Annotated in this window: 20 protein-coding genes; 8 read left to right on the top strand and 12 right to left on the bottom strand. The window is 66.0% G+C overall.

Translation table 11 applies throughout. The annotated features are described in order from the left end of the window. Positions 1–128 precede the first annotated feature (128 nt). A complete protein-coding gene (locus tag AC5P6A_RS17660) occupies positions 129–881 on the top strand; it encodes a hypothetical protein (RefSeq protein ID WP_134732269.1) in 753 nt (250 codons plus the stop codon). A gap of 64 nt (positions 882–945) precedes the next feature. On the opposite strand, the gene AC5P6A_RS17655 is transcribed toward AC5P6A_RS17660, so the two are convergent. Further along, positions 946–3,111 carry a M3 family metallopeptidase gene (locus AC5P6A_RS17655; protein WP_155029833.1) on the bottom strand — a complete coding sequence of 722 codons (2,166 nt, stop codon included), beginning with the start codon at positions 3,109–3,111 and terminating at the stop codon, positions 946–948. Positions 3,112–3,241: 130 nt separating this feature from the next. On the opposite strand from AC5P6A_RS17655, the gene AC5P6A_RS17650 reads away from it, so the two are divergent. Next, positions 3,242–3,721: a glutathione peroxidase gene (locus AC5P6A_RS17650; protein ID WP_180876615.1), complete on the top strand. Its 480-nt coding sequence runs from the start codon at positions 3,242–3,244 to the stop codon at positions 3,719–3,721. A gap of 94 nt (positions 3,722–3,815) precedes the next feature. On the opposite strand, the gene AC5P6A_RS17645 is transcribed toward AC5P6A_RS17650, so the two are convergent. The 4 genes from AC5P6A_RS17645 to AC5P6A_RS17630 all read right to left on the bottom strand — a co-directional run bounded on the left by AC5P6A_RS17645 (position 3,816) and on the right by AC5P6A_RS17630 (position 8,349). Beyond that, positions 3,816–4,595, bottom strand: coding sequence for a ferredoxin--NADP reductase (locus tag AC5P6A_RS17645; RefSeq protein WP_019660436.1), 780 nt, complete (start codon positions 4,593–4,595; stop codon positions 3,816–3,818). Positions 4,596–4,675: 80 nt separating this feature from the next. Continuing rightward, positions 4,676–6,547 carry an ABC transporter ATP-binding protein gene (locus AC5P6A_RS17640; RefSeq protein WP_227844590.1) on the bottom strand — a complete coding sequence of 624 codons (1,872 nt, stop codon included), beginning with the start codon at positions 6,545–6,547 and terminating at the stop codon, positions 4,676–4,678. Between the two features lie 419 nt (positions 6,548–6,966). After that, positions 6,967–7,416, bottom strand: coding sequence for a carboxymuconolactone decarboxylase family protein (locus AC5P6A_RS17635; RefSeq protein WP_171952827.1), 450 nt, complete (start codon positions 7,414–7,416; stop codon positions 6,967–6,969). Positions 7,417–7,452: 36 nt separating this feature from the next. Further along, positions 7,453–8,349, bottom strand: coding sequence for an RNA polymerase sigma-70 factor (locus AC5P6A_RS17630; RefSeq protein WP_019660433.1), 897 nt, complete (start codon positions 8,347–8,349; stop codon positions 7,453–7,455). 148 nt (positions 8,350–8,497) lie between these two features. Here AC5P6A_RS17630 and AC5P6A_RS17625 point away from each other — a divergent pair, with 148 nt between their 5' ends. The 4 genes from AC5P6A_RS17625 to AC5P6A_RS17610 all read left to right on the top strand — a co-directional run bounded on the left by AC5P6A_RS17625 (position 8,498) and on the right by AC5P6A_RS17610 (position 11,630). After that, the gene (locus AC5P6A_RS17625; RefSeq protein WP_019660432.1) at positions 8,498–10,015 is read left to right on the top strand and encodes a fumarate hydratase; all 1,518 of its coding nucleotides are present in this window, start codon (positions 8,498–8,500) and stop codon (positions 10,013–10,015) included. 117 nt (positions 10,016–10,132) lie between these two features. Beyond that, positions 10,133–10,528, top strand: a complete 396-nt coding sequence (locus AC5P6A_RS17620) for a hypothetical protein (protein ID WP_021203025.1) — start codon at positions 10,133–10,135, stop codon at positions 10,526–10,528. A 74-nt stretch (positions 10,529–10,602) separates the two neighbouring features. Beyond that, a complete protein-coding gene (locus tag AC5P6A_RS17615) occupies positions 10,603–10,938 on the top strand; it encodes a hypothetical protein (protein WP_019660430.1) in 336 nt (111 codons plus the stop codon). Positions 10,939–10,994: 56 nt separating this feature from the next. Further along, positions 10,995–11,630 carry a glutathione S-transferase family protein gene (locus tag AC5P6A_RS17610; protein WP_019660429.1) on the top strand — a complete coding sequence of 212 codons (636 nt, stop codon included), beginning with the start codon at positions 10,995–10,997 and terminating at the stop codon, positions 11,628–11,630. A gap of 100 nt (positions 11,631–11,730) precedes the next feature. On the opposite strand, the gene arsC is transcribed toward AC5P6A_RS17610, so the two are convergent. The 3 genes from arsC to AC5P6A_RS17595 all read right to left on the bottom strand — a co-directional run bounded on the left by arsC (position 11,731) and on the right by AC5P6A_RS17595 (position 13,831). Next, complete coding sequence (gene arsC / locus AC5P6A_RS17605; protein WP_019660428.1) at positions 11,731–12,072, bottom strand: arsenate reductase (glutaredoxin); 342 nt, start codon at positions 12,070–12,072, stop codon at positions 11,731–11,733. Next, the gene (locus AC5P6A_RS17600; protein ID WP_019660427.1) at positions 12,072–13,226 is read right to left on the bottom strand and encodes a phospholipase A; all 1,155 of its coding nucleotides are present in this window, start codon (positions 13,224–13,226) and stop codon (positions 12,072–12,074) included. The genes arsC and AC5P6A_RS17600 overlap by 1 nt, the downstream gene beginning before the upstream one ends. A 119-nt stretch (positions 13,227–13,345) precedes the next feature. Next, the gene (locus AC5P6A_RS17595; RefSeq protein ID WP_019660426.1) at positions 13,346–13,831 is read right to left on the bottom strand and encodes a DUF456 domain-containing protein; all 486 of its coding nucleotides are present in this window, start codon (positions 13,829–13,831) and stop codon (positions 13,346–13,348) included. A gap of 236 nt (positions 13,832–14,067) precedes the next feature. Here AC5P6A_RS17595 and AC5P6A_RS17590 point away from each other — a divergent pair, with 236 nt between their 5' ends. Continuing rightward, positions 14,068–14,277 carry a cold-shock protein gene (locus AC5P6A_RS17590; RefSeq protein WP_005410290.1) on the top strand — a complete coding sequence of 70 codons (210 nt, stop codon included), beginning with the start codon at positions 14,068–14,070 and terminating at the stop codon, positions 14,275–14,277. 73 nt (positions 14,278–14,350) lie between these two features. Here AC5P6A_RS17590 and AC5P6A_RS17585 read toward each other — a convergent pair whose 3' ends face one another. Together AC5P6A_RS17585 and AC5P6A_RS17580 are read right to left on the bottom strand one after the other, a co-directional pair. Beyond that, a complete protein-coding gene (locus AC5P6A_RS17585) occupies positions 14,351–14,845 on the bottom strand; it encodes a glycine zipper 2TM domain-containing protein (RefSeq protein WP_005410289.1) in 495 nt (164 codons plus the stop codon). 136 nt (positions 14,846–14,981) lie between these two features. After that, positions 14,982–15,416 carry a cytochrome c gene (locus AC5P6A_RS17580; protein WP_134735840.1) on the bottom strand — a complete coding sequence of 145 codons (435 nt, stop codon included), beginning with the start codon at positions 15,414–15,416 and terminating at the stop codon, positions 14,982–14,984. 79 nt (positions 15,417–15,495) lie between these two features. On the opposite strand from AC5P6A_RS17580, the gene AC5P6A_RS17575 reads away from it, so the two are divergent. Beyond that, positions 15,496–16,323, top strand: coding sequence for a tRNA threonylcarbamoyladenosine dehydratase (locus AC5P6A_RS17575; protein WP_019660424.1), 828 nt, complete (start codon positions 15,496–15,498; stop codon positions 16,321–16,323). 110 nt (positions 16,324–16,433) lie between these two features. Here the strand turns inward: AC5P6A_RS17575 and AC5P6A_RS17570 are convergent, their stop codons facing one another. Further along, positions 16,434–17,207: a TatD family hydrolase gene (locus AC5P6A_RS17570; RefSeq protein WP_171952826.1), complete on the bottom strand. Its 774-nt coding sequence runs from the start codon at positions 17,205–17,207 to the stop codon at positions 16,434–16,436. Continuing rightward, positions 17,204–17,422 (bottom strand): DUF6116 family protein, encoded by a 219-nt coding sequence (locus AC5P6A_RS17565; protein WP_019660422.1) that lies wholly within the window; start codon positions 17,420–17,422, stop codon positions 17,204–17,206. The genes AC5P6A_RS17570 and AC5P6A_RS17565 overlap by 4 nt, the downstream gene beginning before the upstream one ends. Between the last annotated feature and the right edge of the window lie 152 nt (positions 17,423–17,574).

Below are 17,574 nucleotides of genomic sequence, written 5' to 3'. Positions count from 1 at the left end.
AGATCAGGCCTGATACGACACTCATTGACGTTGACTACGGGTATTGCACGGCCTGCTCTCCGCAAGGGTGCCGACGACGCTAAGCTGTCGGGTCGGCGGCATTACCGCATTCCTGAAGGCGTTGCAGCATGGGTTGGGACATCACCTACCATCCAGTCGCGGACTCGGAAATCCGTGGCCTCTATTTCCGTGCGCTGGAGGACGCGACGCTGGTTGAGCCGCTGCAGCAGCAATTCCGGATCGAGCCGTTCTACATGGAGCAGCTCCAGGAACGCATCGACGAGGCTCGCTCGATCAGCGCAGACGTGCCCTTCGAGAAGGGGCATGCTTTGTACCTGGCGATCGTGGCCGGTCACCTGCGCCGGTATCACTATCTTCGCGGGAGCGCCCTTTCGTTCTTCATCGACGATCCGGTGGTTGCCCGCTATTTCGCGGACTGGCGGCAACTGGTGCCGCCACAGTGGGCGGACGCCGCTGCAGGCAACCACCTGCGCGAAAACTACGGTGGTGGTGTGTTCATCACGCATGACCGGCTGAAGCAGATGCGCGCGGACTACGCCGGGGACAATGACCTGCGCGCGCGTCTGCACGAGCTGTTCTCCGATGGTCGACTGGCCGTGTTCTGGAGCGTTGTCGATGATGCCATCGGCAAGGGATGCGGATTGCTGGAAGCAAGCGAGGTGGTCGAGCCGAATCCGATGGACCTCAACGCATCGACCAGCATGAGCAATCTGCTCAACTGCGCCCCCGATGGCGCGTTGCTGTACGCAGAGGCCGTCGCGGCGCAGCTGGCGCAGTTCGTGCCGGAAACCCTGGATACGGATACGGCTCCGGCGGCAAACACGCAGAAACGATGGTGGGAACGATTGTTCCGGCGATGACCTCAACGAAAAAAAACCGCCCGGTCTCCCGGGCGGTTTTCGTTTCACGCTAGCGCGCAGGCGATCAGTTGCCGGCGCCGGTCAGGCCACGCTTTTCCAGCAGCGGTTCGATCTGCGGCTCGTGGCCGGCGAAATCGCGGAACAGCTGCATCGCGTCGACGCTGCCACCCTTGGACAGCAGGGTGGCGCGGAAGTGGTCGCCGTTCTTGCGGCTCAGGCCGCCGTTGTCCTTGAACCACTTCTGGGTGTTGGCGTCGAGCACTTCCGACCAGATGTAGGCGTAGTAGCCGGCCGAGTAGCCACCCATGATGTGGCTGAAGTACGGGGTCTTGTAGCGCGGCGGCACCGGCGCGTAGTAGATGCCGTCCTTCTCCAGCGCGGCGCGCTCGAAGGCCATCACGTCCTTGGCGGCCGGCACCTGGTCGGCACCGATCTGGTGCCAGCGCTGGTCCAGCATCGCTGCACCCAGGTACTCGGTGGTGGCGAAGCCCTGGTTGAACTTGGCCGCCGCCAGCACCTTGTCCAGCAGCGCCTGCGGCATCGCCGAACCGTTCTGGTAGTGCTTGGCGTAGTTCTTCAGGATGACCGGGTTGTCGGCCCACATCTCGTTCACCTGCGAGGGGAACTCGACGAAGTCACGCGGCACCGAGGTGCCCGAGAAGTACGGGTACTTCACATTGGAGAACATGCCGTGCAGGGCGTGGCCGAACTCGTGGAAGGTGGTGTTCACCTCGTCCCAGGTCAGCAGGGTCGGCTGGCCGGCCGGCGGCTTCGGGATGTTCAGGTGATTGGCGACCACCGGCTTGAAGCCGGTCAGCTTCGACTGCGAGACGTAGGAGTTCATCCACGCGCCGCCGCGCTTGGAGGCGCGTGCGTACGGGTCGAAGATGAAGATTGCCAGCTGGCTGCCGTCGGCGTCGAACACGTCGTAGACGGTCACGTCGTCGTGGTAGACCGGCAGGTCTGTGCGCTGCTTGAAGGTCAGGCCGAATTCCAGGTTGGCGGCATGGAACACGCCGTTCTCCAGCACGTTCTTCATTTCGAAGTACGGCTTCAGCTGCGACTCGTCGAAGTTGTACTTGGCCTGGCGCACCTTCTCGCTGTAGAAGGCCCAGTCCCACGGTTCCAGCTTGAAGGTCGGCTTGCCTGCGGCCTTCTGTTCCTGGTCGATCATCGCCTGCAGGTCGGCGGCTTCGCGCTTGGCGTTGGCCACCGCGGCCGGGGCCAGCTTGCCCAGCATCGCGTTGACCGCTTCCGGCGTCTTGGCGGTCTGGTTGGTCAGGTTGTAGGCGGCGAAGTTCGGGAAGCCCATCAGCTTGGCCTTGTCGGCACGCAGCTGCATGATGCGCGAAACCAGCGCGGTGTTGTCGAACTCACCGCCGCGGCTGCCGCGGCTGACCGACGCTTCGTAGATCTTCTGGCGCAGGGCGCGGTTGGCCAGGTTGGTCAGCGGCGGCTGGCCGGTGGTGTTGAGCAGGGTGATTACATACTTGCCTTCCAGGCCCCGGGCCTTGGCGGCTTCGGCGGCGGCGGCGATCTGCTCCTTGGACAGCCCGTCCAGTTCCTTGACGTCGTCGACGGTGATCGCCGAGGCGTTCACTTCCGACTGCACGTTCTGGCTGAACCTGGTGCCCAGGCTGGCCAGTTCGGCGTTCATCTCCTTCAGCTTGGCCTTGTCGGCCTCGGACAGCTTGGCGCCGGCGCGCACGTAGTTGTCGTAGTACTTCTCGACCAGGCGCACGCCTTCGGCGTCCAGGCCCAGCTGGCTGCGGGTGTCATACAGCGCTTGGATGCGGGCGAACAGCTTGCCGTTCAGCGCGATCGCATCGCTGTGCGCGGCGAACTTCGCCGAGTAGTCGGCCTGCAGCTTCTTGCGGGTGTCATTGGTGTCGGCGCCGACCAGGCTGAAGAACACGGTGGTCGCACGGTCGAGGATGTCACCGCTCTTCTCCAGGGCGATGATGGTGTTGTCGAAGGTCGGCTTGGCCTTGTTGTTGGCGATCGCTTCCACTTCCTTCAGCTGCTGCGCCATGCCGGCGTCGAAGGCCGGGGCGAAGTCGCTGTCCTTGATCCTGTCGAACTGTGGGAAGTGCAGCGGCAACGGGCTTTCGGCGAAGAACGGATTGGCCTGCTGAGCGGTGCTGCTGGCGGCCGGGGCGGCGCCGGCCGAGAAGGCGGGCAGGGCAAGGCCGAGGGACATGGCCACGGCAAGGGCAAGGCGGGTGGTCAAGGCAGGAACTCCGGTAAGGCAAACAAGGGCCCGAGGGTAACCCGGCCGGCGGCGTCCGCACTTGTGTCAAAAGGCATGTTGCCGGGGCCGGGCGCGGGTACCATGCATTCACCGCCCACGGCCCGCCATCATGACCAGCGCCTACGATTTCAGTTTCCGTGACCTCGACGGCCAGCCGCATGCGTTGGCCCGTTATCAGGGCCACCCGTTGCCGCTGGTGAACGTCGCCAGCCGCTGTGGCTTCACCCCGCAGTACAGGGGGCTGGAACAGCTCTGGCAGGACTATCGCGAGCGCGGCCTGGTGGTGATCGGCTTTCCCTGCAACCAGTTCGGTGCGCAGGAGCCTGGGGATGCGGCGCAGATCCGCCAGTTCTGTTCGCTGGACTATCCGGTCAGCTTTCCGCTGTCGGAGAAGATCGAGGTCAACGGCGAGGGGGCTGATCCGTTGTGGGCCTGGCTGTCACGCGAGAAGCGCGGCCTGCTTGGCAGTGCCCGTATCAAGTGGAATTTCAGCAAGTTCCTGGTTGATCGCCAAGGGCGGGTGGTGTCGCGGCATGCGCCCACCACCAGGCCGGAACAGCTGCGCGGCGCGATTGAAGCGCTGCTGTAGAGCCGAGCCCACGCTCGGCTGCTTTTCCGGCTGACTCCGAGAGCGCGCGCCGCGCGCAAGCCGAGCGCGGGCTCGGCTCTACAGATACGATGGATTATTTCTCGACGAACGCGCGCTCAAACACGTAGTGACCCGGCTGGCCGATGCGCGGCGAAACCTGGAAACCCCGGGCATCGAGCACGGTGCGAAGGTCGGCCAGCATCTGCGGGCTGCCGCAGATCATCGCACGGTCGTTTTCCGGGCTCAGTTCCGGCAGGCCGAGGGTGCGCTGCATCTGGCCGCTTTCCATCAGCGAGGTCAGGCGGCCCTGGTTGGCGAAGGGCTCGCGGGTGACGGCCGGGTAGTACAGCAGCTTGTCGCCGATCATGTCGCCGAGGAACTCGTGCTCACGCAGTTCCTTCTCGAAGTAATCGCGATAGGCCAGGTCCTTCTCGTAGCGCACGCCGTGGCACAGGATCACCTTCTCGAAGCGCTCGTAGGTTTCCGGGTCCTTGATCACTGACAGCCACGGCGCCAGGCCGGTGCCGGTGCCCAGCAGGTACAGGTTCCTGCCGGGGTGCAGGTCGCTGATCAGCAGGGTGCCGGTGGGCTTCTTGCCGACCAGCACCTTGTCGCCCGGCTTGATGTGCTGCAGGCGCGAGGTCAGCGGGCCGTCCTGCACCTTGATGCTGAAGAACTCCAGCTGCTCTTCCCAGTTGGCACTGGCGATGGAGTAGGCACGCAGCAACGGGCGCGCCTCGGTTTCCAGGCCGATCATCACGAACTGGCCGTTCTCGAAGCGGAAGCCGCTGTCGCGGGTGGTGGTGAAACTGAAGTAGGCGTCGGTCCAGTGGCGGACCTCAAGCACCGTTTCGGCGCCAAAAGCGGTGGACATGGGCGTATCTATCAAAAGTCGTCGGGGGTGATTCTATCTCAAATGAGACAGGTTCTCATTGGGCGGAACGAGAGGCGTTCTCAGCGATAACCCGCCGCCTGCAGCTCGAACAGCTCGGCGTAGCGGCCACCCTGTGCCATCAGCTGCGCGTGGGTGCCGCTGGCCTCGATCCGGCCGTCGGCCAGGACCAGGATGCGGTCGGCCATGCGTACGGAGGAAAAGCGGTGGGAAATCAGCACTGCGGTGCGATTATCCGCCAGTTCCCTGAACCGCTGGAACACCTCGAACTCGCTGCGCGCATCCAGCGCTGCGGTTGGCTCATCCAGGATCATGACCTGCGCATCGCGCATCCATGCGCGCGCGATGGCGATCTTCTGCCATTGGCCGCCGGACAGGTCCACGCCCTGCTTGAAGCGCCGGCCGATCTGCTGGTCGTAGCCACCGGGCAGGTCCTCGATCACTTCCTCGGCCATGCCGCGCCTTGCGGCGTCGGCAATGCGTGCCTGGTCGTCCATCGCCTCGACCTGGCCAACGCCGATGTTCTCACCCGCGCTGAGGCTGTAGCGCACGAAGTCCTGGAAGATCACCCCGAGGTTGGCGCGCAGGTCGTCCAGGTCGTAGTCGCGCAGATCGCGGCCATCGAGCAGGATCCGGCCTTCGTCCGGCTCGTACAGCCGTGCCAGCAGTTTCACCAGCGTGGTCTTGCCGGCGCCGTTCTCGCCGACCAGGGCCAGCACTTCACCTGCGTACAGCTGGAAATCCAGATGGCGCACCGCCCACTGTTCGGCATCGGGATAGCGGAAGCCGACGTTCTCGAACACGAAGCCCTGGCGGATTGGCTGCGGCACGCGCACGGCGCCTTCACGCGAGTGGATTTCCGGCTCGATCTGGAAGAACGAGAACAGGTCATCCAGATACAGCGCCTGGCTGGCGACCTGCGAGAAGCCGATCAGCAGGCCTTCCAGCAGCTGGCGCAGGCGCAGGAAGCTGCCGGCGAGGAAGGTCAGGTCGCCGATCGAAAAGTCGCCGCGCACCGTGCGCCACGCGATGTAGGCGTAGGCGGTGTAGTACCCCAGCGTGCCCAGTGCAGCCAGCAGCGTGCCCCAGAACGCGCGGCGCCGGGCCAGTGCACGGTTGGCCTGGAACAGCGCCACCGACAGCCGCCGGTAGCGTTCCACCAGGAAGCGGTGCAGGTTGTAGATCTTCACTTCCTTGGCCGTTTCCACGCTGGCACCGAGCTGGCGCAGGTAGTCGAGCTGGCGGCGCTCGGGCGTCCATTGGAAGTTGAGGCTGTAACCGGCCGCGTTGAAGTGCGATTCGCCGATGAAGGCCGGCACCAGTGCCAGCGCCAGCAGCAGGATCAGCCACGGTGCGTAGACCAGCAGGCCAACGGCGAGGCTGGCTACGGTGATCGCGTCCTGTACCTGGCCGAACAGCTGGCTCATCAGGTTCATCCGGCCCATTGTCTGGCGCCGCGCACGGTCCAGCTTGTCCTGCAGGTCCGGGTCTTCGAAGTCCTCCAGGTCCAGCGTTGCGGCGTGTTCCATCAGCCGGATGCTGGTGGCATTGGCGAACAGTTCCGAGAGCAGCGCATCGGCGTAGCTGACCAGCCGGCCGAGCAGGTCCGAGGCGATGGCCAGGCCGAATTCCAGCGCCAGCAGGCCCAGCAGTGGATTGAGCAGTCCGCTGGACAGCGCCTCGCCCAGTGGCGGGAAGCCGGCACCGTGCTGGCTCAGGTGCAGGGCGCTGTCGATGATCAGCTTGCCCACGTACAGCATCGCCACCGGCAGCAGCGCCCGGATCAGCCGCAGGCCAAGGCTGGCCAGGGTGAGCGTGGGGCTGGTTTTCCAGACCATGCGCAGGAACGGCGGCAGGTTGCGCATCGCCCTGAAGCGCTGGCGCAGGCTGGGTCTGTTCGCGGCGGCGGCGCCAGCGGTGGGGGTAGCAGGCATGCGCATATTGTGCGGCCTGATACGTGCAGAGGGGGTCAGTGCAGCCGTGTGGCCGGCACCGGGGTCCGATCCCTCTGCCACGCAACGGGCTCTGACCCCATCAGCCCGGATCGGGTCAGAGCCCATCGCGAAGCGAAGGGATCCGACCCTGCCGCATCCACGCATGGCGTGGACCTACCGTGTCGACCAAGGTCGACACCTACCAACAGCAGTAGAAGTCTGTCGAGGGCGGGGTGGGTCAGGTCGTAGGGGCGTGAGCCGCATGGATGCGGCGACCGACCTTACACGGACGTACTTGCAGCGTCCCCTGCGACCTGACCCACCCTGCCAACCCGCAGAAGAGCCAGCTTCTGCCGTTGCTCCAGCTGTTGCTCTGGCCTCTGCGGGTGCCGGGCGGCAGCCCGCCCAACAGGCCCCTTTTACGGCAGCGGCGGCAGCAACCCCGCACCCAGCCGGTTCCACGCATTGATCACCGCAATGCCCATGCTCAGGTCACTGATGCCCTTCTCATCGAAGTGCGGTGCCAGTGCATCGAACGCCGCCTGCGACGGCGCACCGTCGGTCAGCCGGGTCAGCGCCTCGGCCCAGCCCAGCGCCGCACGTTCACGGGCATCAAAGAAGCGGCTTTCGTGCCAGGCGGGCAGCGTATCGAGCTTGCGCGGCTCGATGCCGCCCTTGCGCAGCGCAGTGCCGTGCATGTCCATGCAGTAGCCGCAGCCGTTGAGCTGCGACACGCGCAGGAACACCAGTTCCATCAGGGTCGGATCGACCGAGCTGTCATGCACCGCCTGGCTGGTGGCCAGCAGGCCCTTGAAGGCCTCGGCGGCCAGGCGGGTGTAGGCGACGCGGGGAGAGGCATGGTTCGACATCGTGGGCTCCACGGCGGCCACAGTGGCCGCCTTTCACTACCAGGACGCCGTACCGTCGCCGCGCGTGACAACGTCCGGCAGCTTCTCCGGATTCAACACGCTGTACACGTTGGCGATGCGGCCATCGACCACTTCGATGGTGGTGATCGAGTGCAGGCGGTCGCCCTGGAAGCGCAGAATCGCCGGCTCGCCATTGACGCAGCCCAGGTGGGCCGGATGCACCGCGCCACGGCGTGCGATGGCCCAGAACAGGCGGCCGATGCGCTCGGCACCCAGCAGTGGGCGGATCGCTGCGGTAACCACGCCGCCACCGTCGGAGACCAGTTGCGCGTTGGCGTGCAGCAGGGCTTGGATCGCCTCGCTGTCGCCGCGCTGCGAGGCGTCCATGAAGCGCGCCAGCAGCTGCCGGTGCTGGCTGGCATCGGCGTTGAAGCGCGGCCGCCGGGCCTGCAGGCGTTGCCGGGCACGGTGCACCATCTGCCGGCAGTTGGCCTCGCTGTGACCGATCAGCTCGGCGATCTCGCGATAGTCGTGGTCGAAGGCCTCTTTCAGCAGGAAGGCGGCGCGTTCTTCGGGGCCGAGTTGTTCGAGCAAGGTCAGGAAGGCCACCGAGACATCGTCGGCCAGCGCATGCAGCTGGGCCGGGCCGGGCGCCGGGTCAGGCTCCAGCGTGACGGCCAGCGGCTCGGCCAGCCACGGCCCGACGTAGTGCGCGCGCTCGCGCTTGGCCGCACGCAGCCGGTCCAGGCCGAGCCGGGTGGTGGTGGTGACCAGCCAGGCCTCGGGGTCGCGGACGCCGGCCGGATCGGCGCCGGACCAGCGCAGCCAGGCATCCTGGACCACGTCTTCGGCGTCGGCGCGGCTGCCGAGCAGGCGATAGGCCAGGGCCATCAGGCGTGGGCGGTGGGTCTGGAAAGCGGTTTCGGCGTTCATGTGGGCAAGGACGCGCCAACGGGGCGGGGCGTGACAGGGCTTCTGGATCTGATCTTGCCGGCCAGCGCCCAGCACGACCACCCCGGGGCCGGGGGAGGGGGTAAAATGGGCGGATTACCCCCGCCAGCCTCGAGCAAGCGAGCAAGCCGTGACATCGATCAAGCAGGAAGACCTCATCCAGTCCATCGCCGACGCGCTGCAGTACATCTCGTACTACCACCCGGTCGACTACATCAAGAACCTCGCCGCTGCCTACGAGCGCGAGGAGTCGCCGGCCGCGAAGGAAGCGATGGCCCAGATCCTGATCAATTCGCGCATGTGCGCCGAGGGCCACCGCCCGATCTGCCAGGACACCGGCATCGTCACCGTGTTCCTGGAAATCGGCATGGACGTGCGCTGGGACGACGCCACCATGGGCGTGGAAGAGATGGCCAATGAGGGCGTTCGCCGCGCCTACATGCACCCGGACAACAAGCTGCGCGCCTCTGTGCTGGCTGATCCGGCCGGCAAGCGCATCAATACCAAGGACAACACTCCGGGCGTGGTCAACGTCAAGGTGGTGCCGGGCAACACCGTCGACGTGATCGTCGCCGCCAAGGGCGGTGGTTCGGAAGCGAAGACCAAGTTCGCCATGCTCAACCCGTCCGACTCCATCGTCGACTGGGTGCTGAAGACCGTGCCGACCATGGGCGCCGGCTGGTGCCCGCCGGGCATGCTCGGCATCGGCATCGGTGGCACCGCCGAGAAGGCGATGCTGCTGGCCAAGGAAGCGCTGATGGAGCCGATCGACATCACCGAACTGCAGGCCCGGGGCGCGTCCAACCGCATTGAAGAGCTGCGCCTGGAGCTGTACGAGAAGGTCAACGCGCTTGGCATTGGTGCGCAGGGCCTGGGGGGCCTGACCACCGTGCTCGACATCAAGATCAAGGATTACCCGACCCACGCGGCCAACCTGCCGGTGGCGATGATCCCGAACTGCGCGGCCACCCGCCATGCGCACTTCACCCTGGATGGCAGCGGCCCGGTGATGCTGGACCCGCCGTCGCTGGAAGACTGGCCGAAACTGACCTATGACGCGTCCAAGGGCACCCGCGTGGACCTGGACACGATCACCCCGGAAGACGTGGCCAGCTGGAAGCCGGGCCAGACCCTGCTGCTCAACGGCAAGCTGCTGACCGGCCGCGACGCCGCGCACAAGCGCATGGTCGACATGCTCAACAAGGGCGAGGAACTGCCGGTGGATCTGAAGGGCCGCTTCATCTACTACGTCGGCCCGGTAGATCCTGTGCGCGACGAAGTGGTGGGCCCGGCCGGCCCGACCACGGCGACCCGCATGGACAAGTTCACCGAGCAGGTGCTGGCGCAGACCGGCCTGCTGGGCATGGTCGGCAAGGCCGAGCGCGGCCCGGCCGCCATCGAAGCGATCAAGAAGCACAAGTCGGCCTACCTGATGGCCGTTGGTGGTTCGGCCTACCTGGTGTCCAAGGCGATCAAGGCGGCCAAGGTGGTCGGTTTCGCCGACCTGGGCATGGAAGCGATCTACGAGTTCACCGTGCAGGACATGCCCGTGACCGTGGCCGTCGATTCCACCGGCGAATCGGTGCACAAGACCGGCCCGCGCGAATGGCAGGCCCGTATTGGCAAGATTCCGGTGGTGGTGGAGTAATCCTTCCGCCCAGTGTTCAGACAACGGCGCCCGTGTGGCGCCGTTGTTGTGTGCAGCCTGCCTGCGCGTGGCCTGCTCTGCTAACGTACTGGCTGGCGTTCTGGAAGGGAGTCCATCGTGCTGCAGTGGCCGCGTGTTTTCGTGTTGCTGGTCGCTGCGCTGGCGTGCAGCGCCTGCGGGCCACGTTACTTCGTCGAGCCTCCCACCCACGAAGCGGGGAAGATCTGCGCGTCGGTCTGCGAGAACCGGAAGGCAACGTGCGACTTCCACAACCGCGCCCTTGCCGAGTCGGATCAGCGCAGCTGCGAAAGCGAGAAGAGCCGGGTCATCAGCCGTTGCAGTGATATCGCCGATGACAAGCAGCGGCACAACTGCGAAGGGGGCAACGGTGCCGGCAACTACTGCGGTCCCCCGGTGCTTCCTTCATGCGGCGCTCCGTACGCCCAATGCCTGCTCTCCTGCGGCGGCACCGTGAATGACGTTCGCACCGACACCGGTGTTCCCGTGTACTGATCGGGGCGCGCGTCGGGCCTGCACGAGTAACCGTAGTCTGCTAGGGTCGGCACATCCCTGCACTGGATGTGCCCATGCGCCTGCATCGATCCGTCGCGACTGTGTTCCTGCTGGTCCTGGCCGGCTGCAGCACAACGTCCTCCTATGAAGGTGCGGATTTCTCCGCCTCCTCGCAGTGCCGCGTGCAATGCCAGGCCGATTATCGGAGCTGCATGGCGCGGGGGAGTATCGGCAGCAACGACTTCAGCTGCGAACAACAGATGGTGCCGGCGCCGGACAAACGCTGCAAGGACGTTGCCAATCCCGAACTGCGCCGTTCCTGTGAACTGAAGACACACGACTGCGCGATACGCACGCCGATCATGTCCTGTAGCGAAGGCCGCGATACCTGCATGAGCCGCTGCGGCTGAGCAACGATTGCCCGTGCAGGGCATAATCGGCCGATTCATCCACCCGGGACTTGCGCATGAGCACCACGCTGTATGGTTCGACCAGCACCGCCGCCCTGGTGGTGCACTGGCTGCTGATCGAACTCGGCATCGAGCACGAACTGGTGCTGCTGGATTTCGACGCACGCGAGCACAAGTCGGCTGAGTACCTGGCACTGAACCCTGCTGGCGTGGTGCCGACGCTGCTGATCGATGGCCTGGTACTGACCGAAGCGGCGGCCATTGCACTGTACCTGGCTGATCGCCATCCGGACGCCAACCTGCTGCCCGCGCTGGGCACACCGCAGCGCGCCGATGCCTACCGTTGGATGTTCTGGTGTGCCAATACGCTGCAGCCGGCCTATCGAGCATGGTTCTATCCACACGAAATGGCGGGCGAGGCGAATATCGAGGCCAGCCGCGGGATGGCACGGCAGCGCCTGGAAGCGGCCTGGCAGCATGTGGCCGCGCACCTGCATGCACATGGCCCCTACCTGCTGGGCGCCACGCCCTGCGTGGCCGACTACATGCTGGTGATGCTGATGCGCTGGTCGCGCAACATGCCGAGGCCCAGCGACACTTGGCCGGCGCTGAAGGCGCATGCCACGTCGATGAAGGCGCGCCCGGCGTTCGCCGAGGTGTATCGCCGCGAGGGCATCACCGACTGGCAGTAGCCCGTTCTGCAGCGCCGAGCCACGCTCGGCTGCATTCACGGGTGGCACGCGAGCAGCAGCCGGGCAGCAGCCGGCCAGGGCTCGGCTCTGGCAGTGCGGGTTACAGGATCTCCAGCACCGTTTCCGGCGGCCGGCACAGCCGTGTACCCTTGGGCGTGCGCACCACGGGGCGGTTGATCAGCCGCGGGTGTTCGGCCATCGCGGCCAGCAGCGTGGCCTCGTCCGCATCCTCCAGGCCAAGTTCGGTGAACTGCGCCTCCTTGTTGCGCACCAGCGCCCGCGCGTCCAGTCCGGATTCGGCCAGCACCTGGCGCAGCGTGGCCGCATCGGGTGGGTTGCCCAGGTATTCGATCACCTCCGGATCGAAGCCTGCATCGCGGATCAGCTTCAGTGCGCCGCGCGAGTTGCTGCAGGCCGGGTTGTGCCAGATCGTCACGTCCATCAGAACCACTCCAGCAGGGACACACCCACGCCCACGTAGGTGGCCTTGTGGTTGTAATCGATCAGGCTTTCGCCGTAGCCGTCGAAGACCTGCACATGGCCGCGCAGCAGGTTGCTGATCGGGAAGCCGTAATCCAGCTGCAGGGCGCCGTGCGAGCGGCTGCCGGTGCGCAGCGAATGGCGTGCCATCAACGAGACTTCGTGGCCGTTGCGGTTCCAGGTCAGGGTCGCGTCACCGCGGCCCATGTAATCCTCGATGTCCGGGTTGTTGTCATCGCTGCGGGTTTCCGGGATGCGGTACCAGGGGCGCAGCACCAGCGCCCAGTTCTCGCGGTCCAGGCCGATGTTGAGCATGACCCGGTTCCAGCTGCGCGACAGTGGGTCGGCCCGGCCATTGGACTGGTGGTTCAGCGCGATGCCGGTCATGCGCCCGCGCCAGCCACCGATCGAGTAGCCGTTGCGGAAGACCATCATCACTTCCGGTTCGTAATTGGTTTCGCGGAAGGGGCGCGAATCCTCGCTGTTGTAGGCCTGCCAGCGCGAGCTCTGGGTGTAGCCGGCCCAGATGTCGCCGTTGTCGCCGAACAGGTTCTCGGCGATCTTGGTCTTGAAACTGATCTGGAACTTCAGCTCGGCACTGTCCAGCACCTGCGGCGTGGTGACCGTGTTGGCCGGATTCGGCGAATGCGGTGTGGTGTTGCGGTCGCTGGTCCAGAACGCAGGCAGCAGGTACACCGGCTTGTAGGCGCGCAGCTGGAACGGGCCGAGCTTGGAGTCCTCGGCCAGTTCCCAGCGGCTGTCCAGCAGTGAGCCCCGGCCAGCGTTTGCAAGCGCGCTGTCGGGCTCTGCTGGGCGGAGCAGATCACTGACCCGCTCGCGCAGTTTCTCTTCGCCCTGGCTTACGCGTGCAGTCTGTCGTTCTTCGCGACGGGCCTGTGCTGCTGCCTCGGCGGCAGCGTCGGCCTCGGCGGTGGACTGCGCGGAGCGCCCGAACTGCCGGTCATAACAGGCCAGGCGGGCAGCGTCTGTGGTAATCGCCGCACATGCGGCCGGCGAGGCTTCGGCGCTGGGCGCGAACTCCTGCGCAGCGAGCGGAGCACTGGCCAAGGCCAGCGCCAGCGGTGCGAGGCGGGGAAGCAGCGGGGGGAGGGTCATTCCAGCAGGCCCTTCGGTGAATACGGGAGTCGCACAGTGTGGCGGCTGTACCGGGTCGCGGCCAGCCCCCACGGTTTATGCACGCCCACCGCGTGCGTGCGGCGTGAAGGCGGTGCCGATTACAGGAACCACGCGAAGGCGAACAGGCCAAGCATCGCGATCACTACGGCCAGTTTCAGCGCCAGGCCGAGCAGGATGCCGAGCCAGGTGGCCAGTCCCACCCTGGTCGAGCGGCCCAGCTCGCGGGTGTGCCAGTACTCGCCGAGCAGGGCGCCGAGCAGTGGGCCCGCAAACAGGCCGATGGGCATGAAGAACAGCCCCACGATGCTGCCGGCGAAGGTGCCCCACAGCGCCTTGCGGCTGGCACCCACCCGCTGTGCACCCACTACGGTCGCCAGCACGTCCGCCAGCAGCGAGAGCACGGTCAGTACGCCCAGCGCAACCAGGGTCGGCCAGCCGACGTGGACGAAGCCGTCCGCCCAGGCCGCCAGCAGCAGTCCGATGAACACCAGCGGGATGCCGGGCAGGGCCGGGAGAATGATGCCCGCGATGCCGGCGAGGACAAAAATGACCGCTAGCAGATACAAGATGAATGAGAGTCCCATGCTGTCCCGTATGGTGGCCGTTTTGGGGTTGACAGTGAAAGATTTTGCCAGTTGCTTTTTCGTTTTGGGCGGGTTAAGTTGCAGTCGCTGAGCTTGGCAAGGTCACCGTGGATCGTGGCCTGATGAAGCAAGATCTTCCCGATCCGCTGCATCGATGCACCTCGCTTCCCCCTTGCTTGTCAGCCGCCCACCAGGCGTTTCCAACAACAAGAGAGAGTCACCAGGGAGTTAGTGAGATGTCTGATCGCGAGACCGGTACCGTCAAGTGGTTCAACGATGCGAAGGGCTTCGGCTTCATCAGCCGTGAAAACGGCGAAGACGTGTTCGTGCACTTCCGCGCCATCCAGACCCAGGGCTTCAAGAGCCTGAAGGAAGGCCAGAAGGTCACCTTCACCGTCGTGCAGGGCCAGAAAGGCCTGCAGGCCGACGCCGTGCAGCCGACCTGATCGCGCTGCAAGCCGTCGCATGAAAAAGGCCCGCGCAAGCGGGCCTTTTTCTTTGCGATCGGCCCGGTGCAGATCAGCGCAGGATGACCTTGCCGTTGACTACGCGCACGTAGGTGTTTTCGCGGATGCCGCCGAGGTCGCGCTGGTTGACCACGATGGTGCGGCCATCGTCCATGCGCACGCTGATGTCGTAGGTATCGCTGGTGACGTTCTTCTGGATCTGGTTGCCCGCCAGCGCGCCGCCGACCGCGCCAGCAGCGGCGGCGATGTTCTTGTTGCCACGGCTGCCGCCGGTGTGGTCGGAGATCTCGTGGCCAGCCACCGCGCCGACGATGCCGCCGAGGATCGCGCCGGTCGCGCTGGGCGCAGTGCGGCCCGAGGGCACGGTGTTGATGCGGGTGACGATGCCGCAGTCGGCACAACGGCCCTGGTTGTAGCCGCCGTTGTTGCCGTAGCCGCCGTTGTTGTAGCCGTTGTTGTAGCCGCCACCGCCATAGCCGGGGGAGGTGGCACAGCCAGCCAGGGCGAGGGTAGCGATGGCGCTGGCGGCGATGAGCTGGATCTTCATGGGGCGTCTCCTGGCCGTGAAGGCGGGTGCGTTGGGTGGTACTGCGTCGTGCAGCAGGGTGGACGAATCGTCCCCTTTTGAACGTGAACAAGGCGCCAACCGCGCAGCCCTTGCCCGGCTGCAGGATGAATGCGGCTCATCGGAAGTCCTGGTGGCAGGCGCGGCAATCGGCCTGCACCGCTTCCACCACCTGCGCCAGGGCCGTGCAGTCGCTGGGCGGCGCGGCCAAGGCGGCATTGAGGCTGCCGCGCAGCTGGCTGGCATGCTGCTGGAACTGCGCGCTGTCCTTCAGCCCGGGGAAGGCAAGATCCAGGTCGTTGGACAGCAAGCGCATTGCCTGCAACCGCGGCACGCTGTCGGCCAGGCTGCAGCGGTTCTGCTGCTGGGCCTGCAGCAGCAGCTGCGACTGCCGTTGCATCACCTGCATCAGGCTGTCGGGGAACGGGTCGCGGCGGGACTGCAGGGCACGGCCGACCATCACCGTGGCGACCAGCCCGATCAGCAGGCCCAGGCCGAGCACGAACAGGTAACGGTAGGCAGGGGACGGGCGGCGGGGCGGGCTGGCGTTCATGGCAGGCTCTCCGGCGTGCAACGGTGGGTTCGATGCCGGCGCGCAGCAGGTGCCGGCAGGTGCACGTTAAAATAGCGGCATGAACGAACTGGTCAAACAACGCTTCGCCGGCATCGAACGGCTGTATGGCGTGGGCGCACTCGAGCGCCTGCAGGGCAGCCGCGTGGCGGTGGTGGGCATGGGCGGCGTCGGCTCGTGGGTGGTGGAGGCATTGGCCCGCTCTGCGGTCGGCCACCTGACCCTGATCGATGCCGATGACATCTGCGTGTCCAACACCAACCGGCAGCTGCCGGCGATGGAAGGCAACTACGGCCGCAACAAGGCCGAGGCGATGGCCGAGCGTTGCCGCGCGATCAACCCGGACATCGAGGTCGATGCCGTGCAGGCATTCCTGACCGTGTCGAACATGGCCGAGTTGCTGGACCGTGGCTTCGACTTGGTGATCGATGCCTGCGACAGCTTCCGGGTCAAGGTCGAGACGATCGCCTGGTGCCGTCGCCGCAAGCTGCCGCTGCTGACCGTGGGGGCTGCCGGTGGTCGCACCGATCCGACCCTGGTGCGCATCCGCGATGTCTCGCGCACCGAGCACGATGCCATGCTGGCACTGATCCGCAAGAAGCTGCGCAGCGAGTTCAACTTCCCTAGGAATGCCAAGCGCTACTTTGGCGTGCCGGCGGTGTATTCGCTGGAGAACGTGAAGTACCCGCAGGCCGATGGCAGTGTCTGCGGCATCCGGCCGAACCTGGGCGCCGATGCGGCATTGAAGCTCGATTGTGGTGCAGGCCTGGGGGCAGCGACCCACATCACCGGTGCGTTCGCCTTCGCCGCAGTGGGCAAGGCGCTGGAAATGCTGCTGGAGCCGAAGAAGGTGAAGGCCGACGTGGCTGAAGCCCACGCCGACGCATGACGGCAGACGCCGGCCGCTGGCCGGCATTGCCGTTGATCGTCGCCGATTCGATCAACACGTAAGTGCAGCCGGTAGCGCCGGGCCCTGCCCGGTGGCGGGTCCGCCGCCCGTTACAACGCTGGCAGAGCGAACAGCCGTCGCGCGTTCTCCGTCGTCGCATGTGCAACGGCTTCAACGTCCATTCCGCGCAGTGCCGCGACATGGCGGGCGATGACCGCCAGCCGTGCCGGCTCGTTGCGCTGGCCGCGGATGCCGGCGTCAGGCTGGTCGGGCGCGTCGGTCTCCAGCAGCAGCTGTTCCAGCGGCATCCAGCGCACCAGGCGCTGCAGCCGTTGCGCGCGTTCGTAGGTCAGCGGACCACCGAGACCGAGCAGGAAGCCCTGCCGGTGCAGCTGCGCAGCCTGTTCGGGGCTGCCGGAAAAGCTGTGCACCACGCCGCGCAGGCCGCCGATACGGCGGATCGCGGCGATCACCGCGTCCACCGCGCGTCGCGCGTGCACGATTACCGGCAGCTCGAACTCGCGGGCCAGTTGCAGCTGACCGATGAAATATGCCTGTTGCGCCTCCTCATCCAGCCCCTCGACGAAGAAATCCAGCCCGCATTCGCCGATCGCACACGGGCGTTCGCGCTCGATCCATTCGCGCAGCAGCGGCAGATGGTCGGGCCGGTGCTCGGCCAGGAACATCGGGTGCAGCCCGTAGGCCGGATGCAGCCCCGGCGCCTGCTGGCAGACCACGCGCAGCTTCGGCCAGCTGGCCGCGGTCACCGCCGGCACCACCTGCAGGCGCACGCCAGCGGCCTGCGCGCGCGCGATCACGGCGCTGCGGTCACTGTCGAACTCGCCGGCATCGAGGTGGCAGTGGCTGTCGACCAGCGGGCTCAACGCTGTTCCAGCGACGGCGCAACCGTGGCAGCGTGGCGGCTTTTCCAGTTGGCCAGCAGCAGGGTGCCGAAGCCGAGCACCAGCTCATCGACGAACGGGATCGGGTCCGGGATGAACAGCGTCAGCACGAACAGGCCCGCTGTAAGCTTGAACAGGGTGGGGTAGCGCAGCCGGCGGGCCCATTGCAGTACCGGCAGCAGCATCGGGTTGGCCATGGCGGAAATCCTCGTGGGGAATATGCAAACGCTACCACGGGCCCAGCATTTCCCGATGCTGAATGGGTTACAGGAATGAGCAGGAAATGTGGAGATTCCGTTCAGGCAGCGCATGCTGCAATCTGGTTCGAGAACGTTGCGGATGGTCCGCA

It is taken from the genome of Stenotrophomonas sp. YJH_SMC_20 (genome assembly GCF_059367845.1).
The sequence above is the reverse complement of the archived record's forward strand: the minus strand, read 5'-3'. Positions and strand labels throughout refer to the sequence as shown.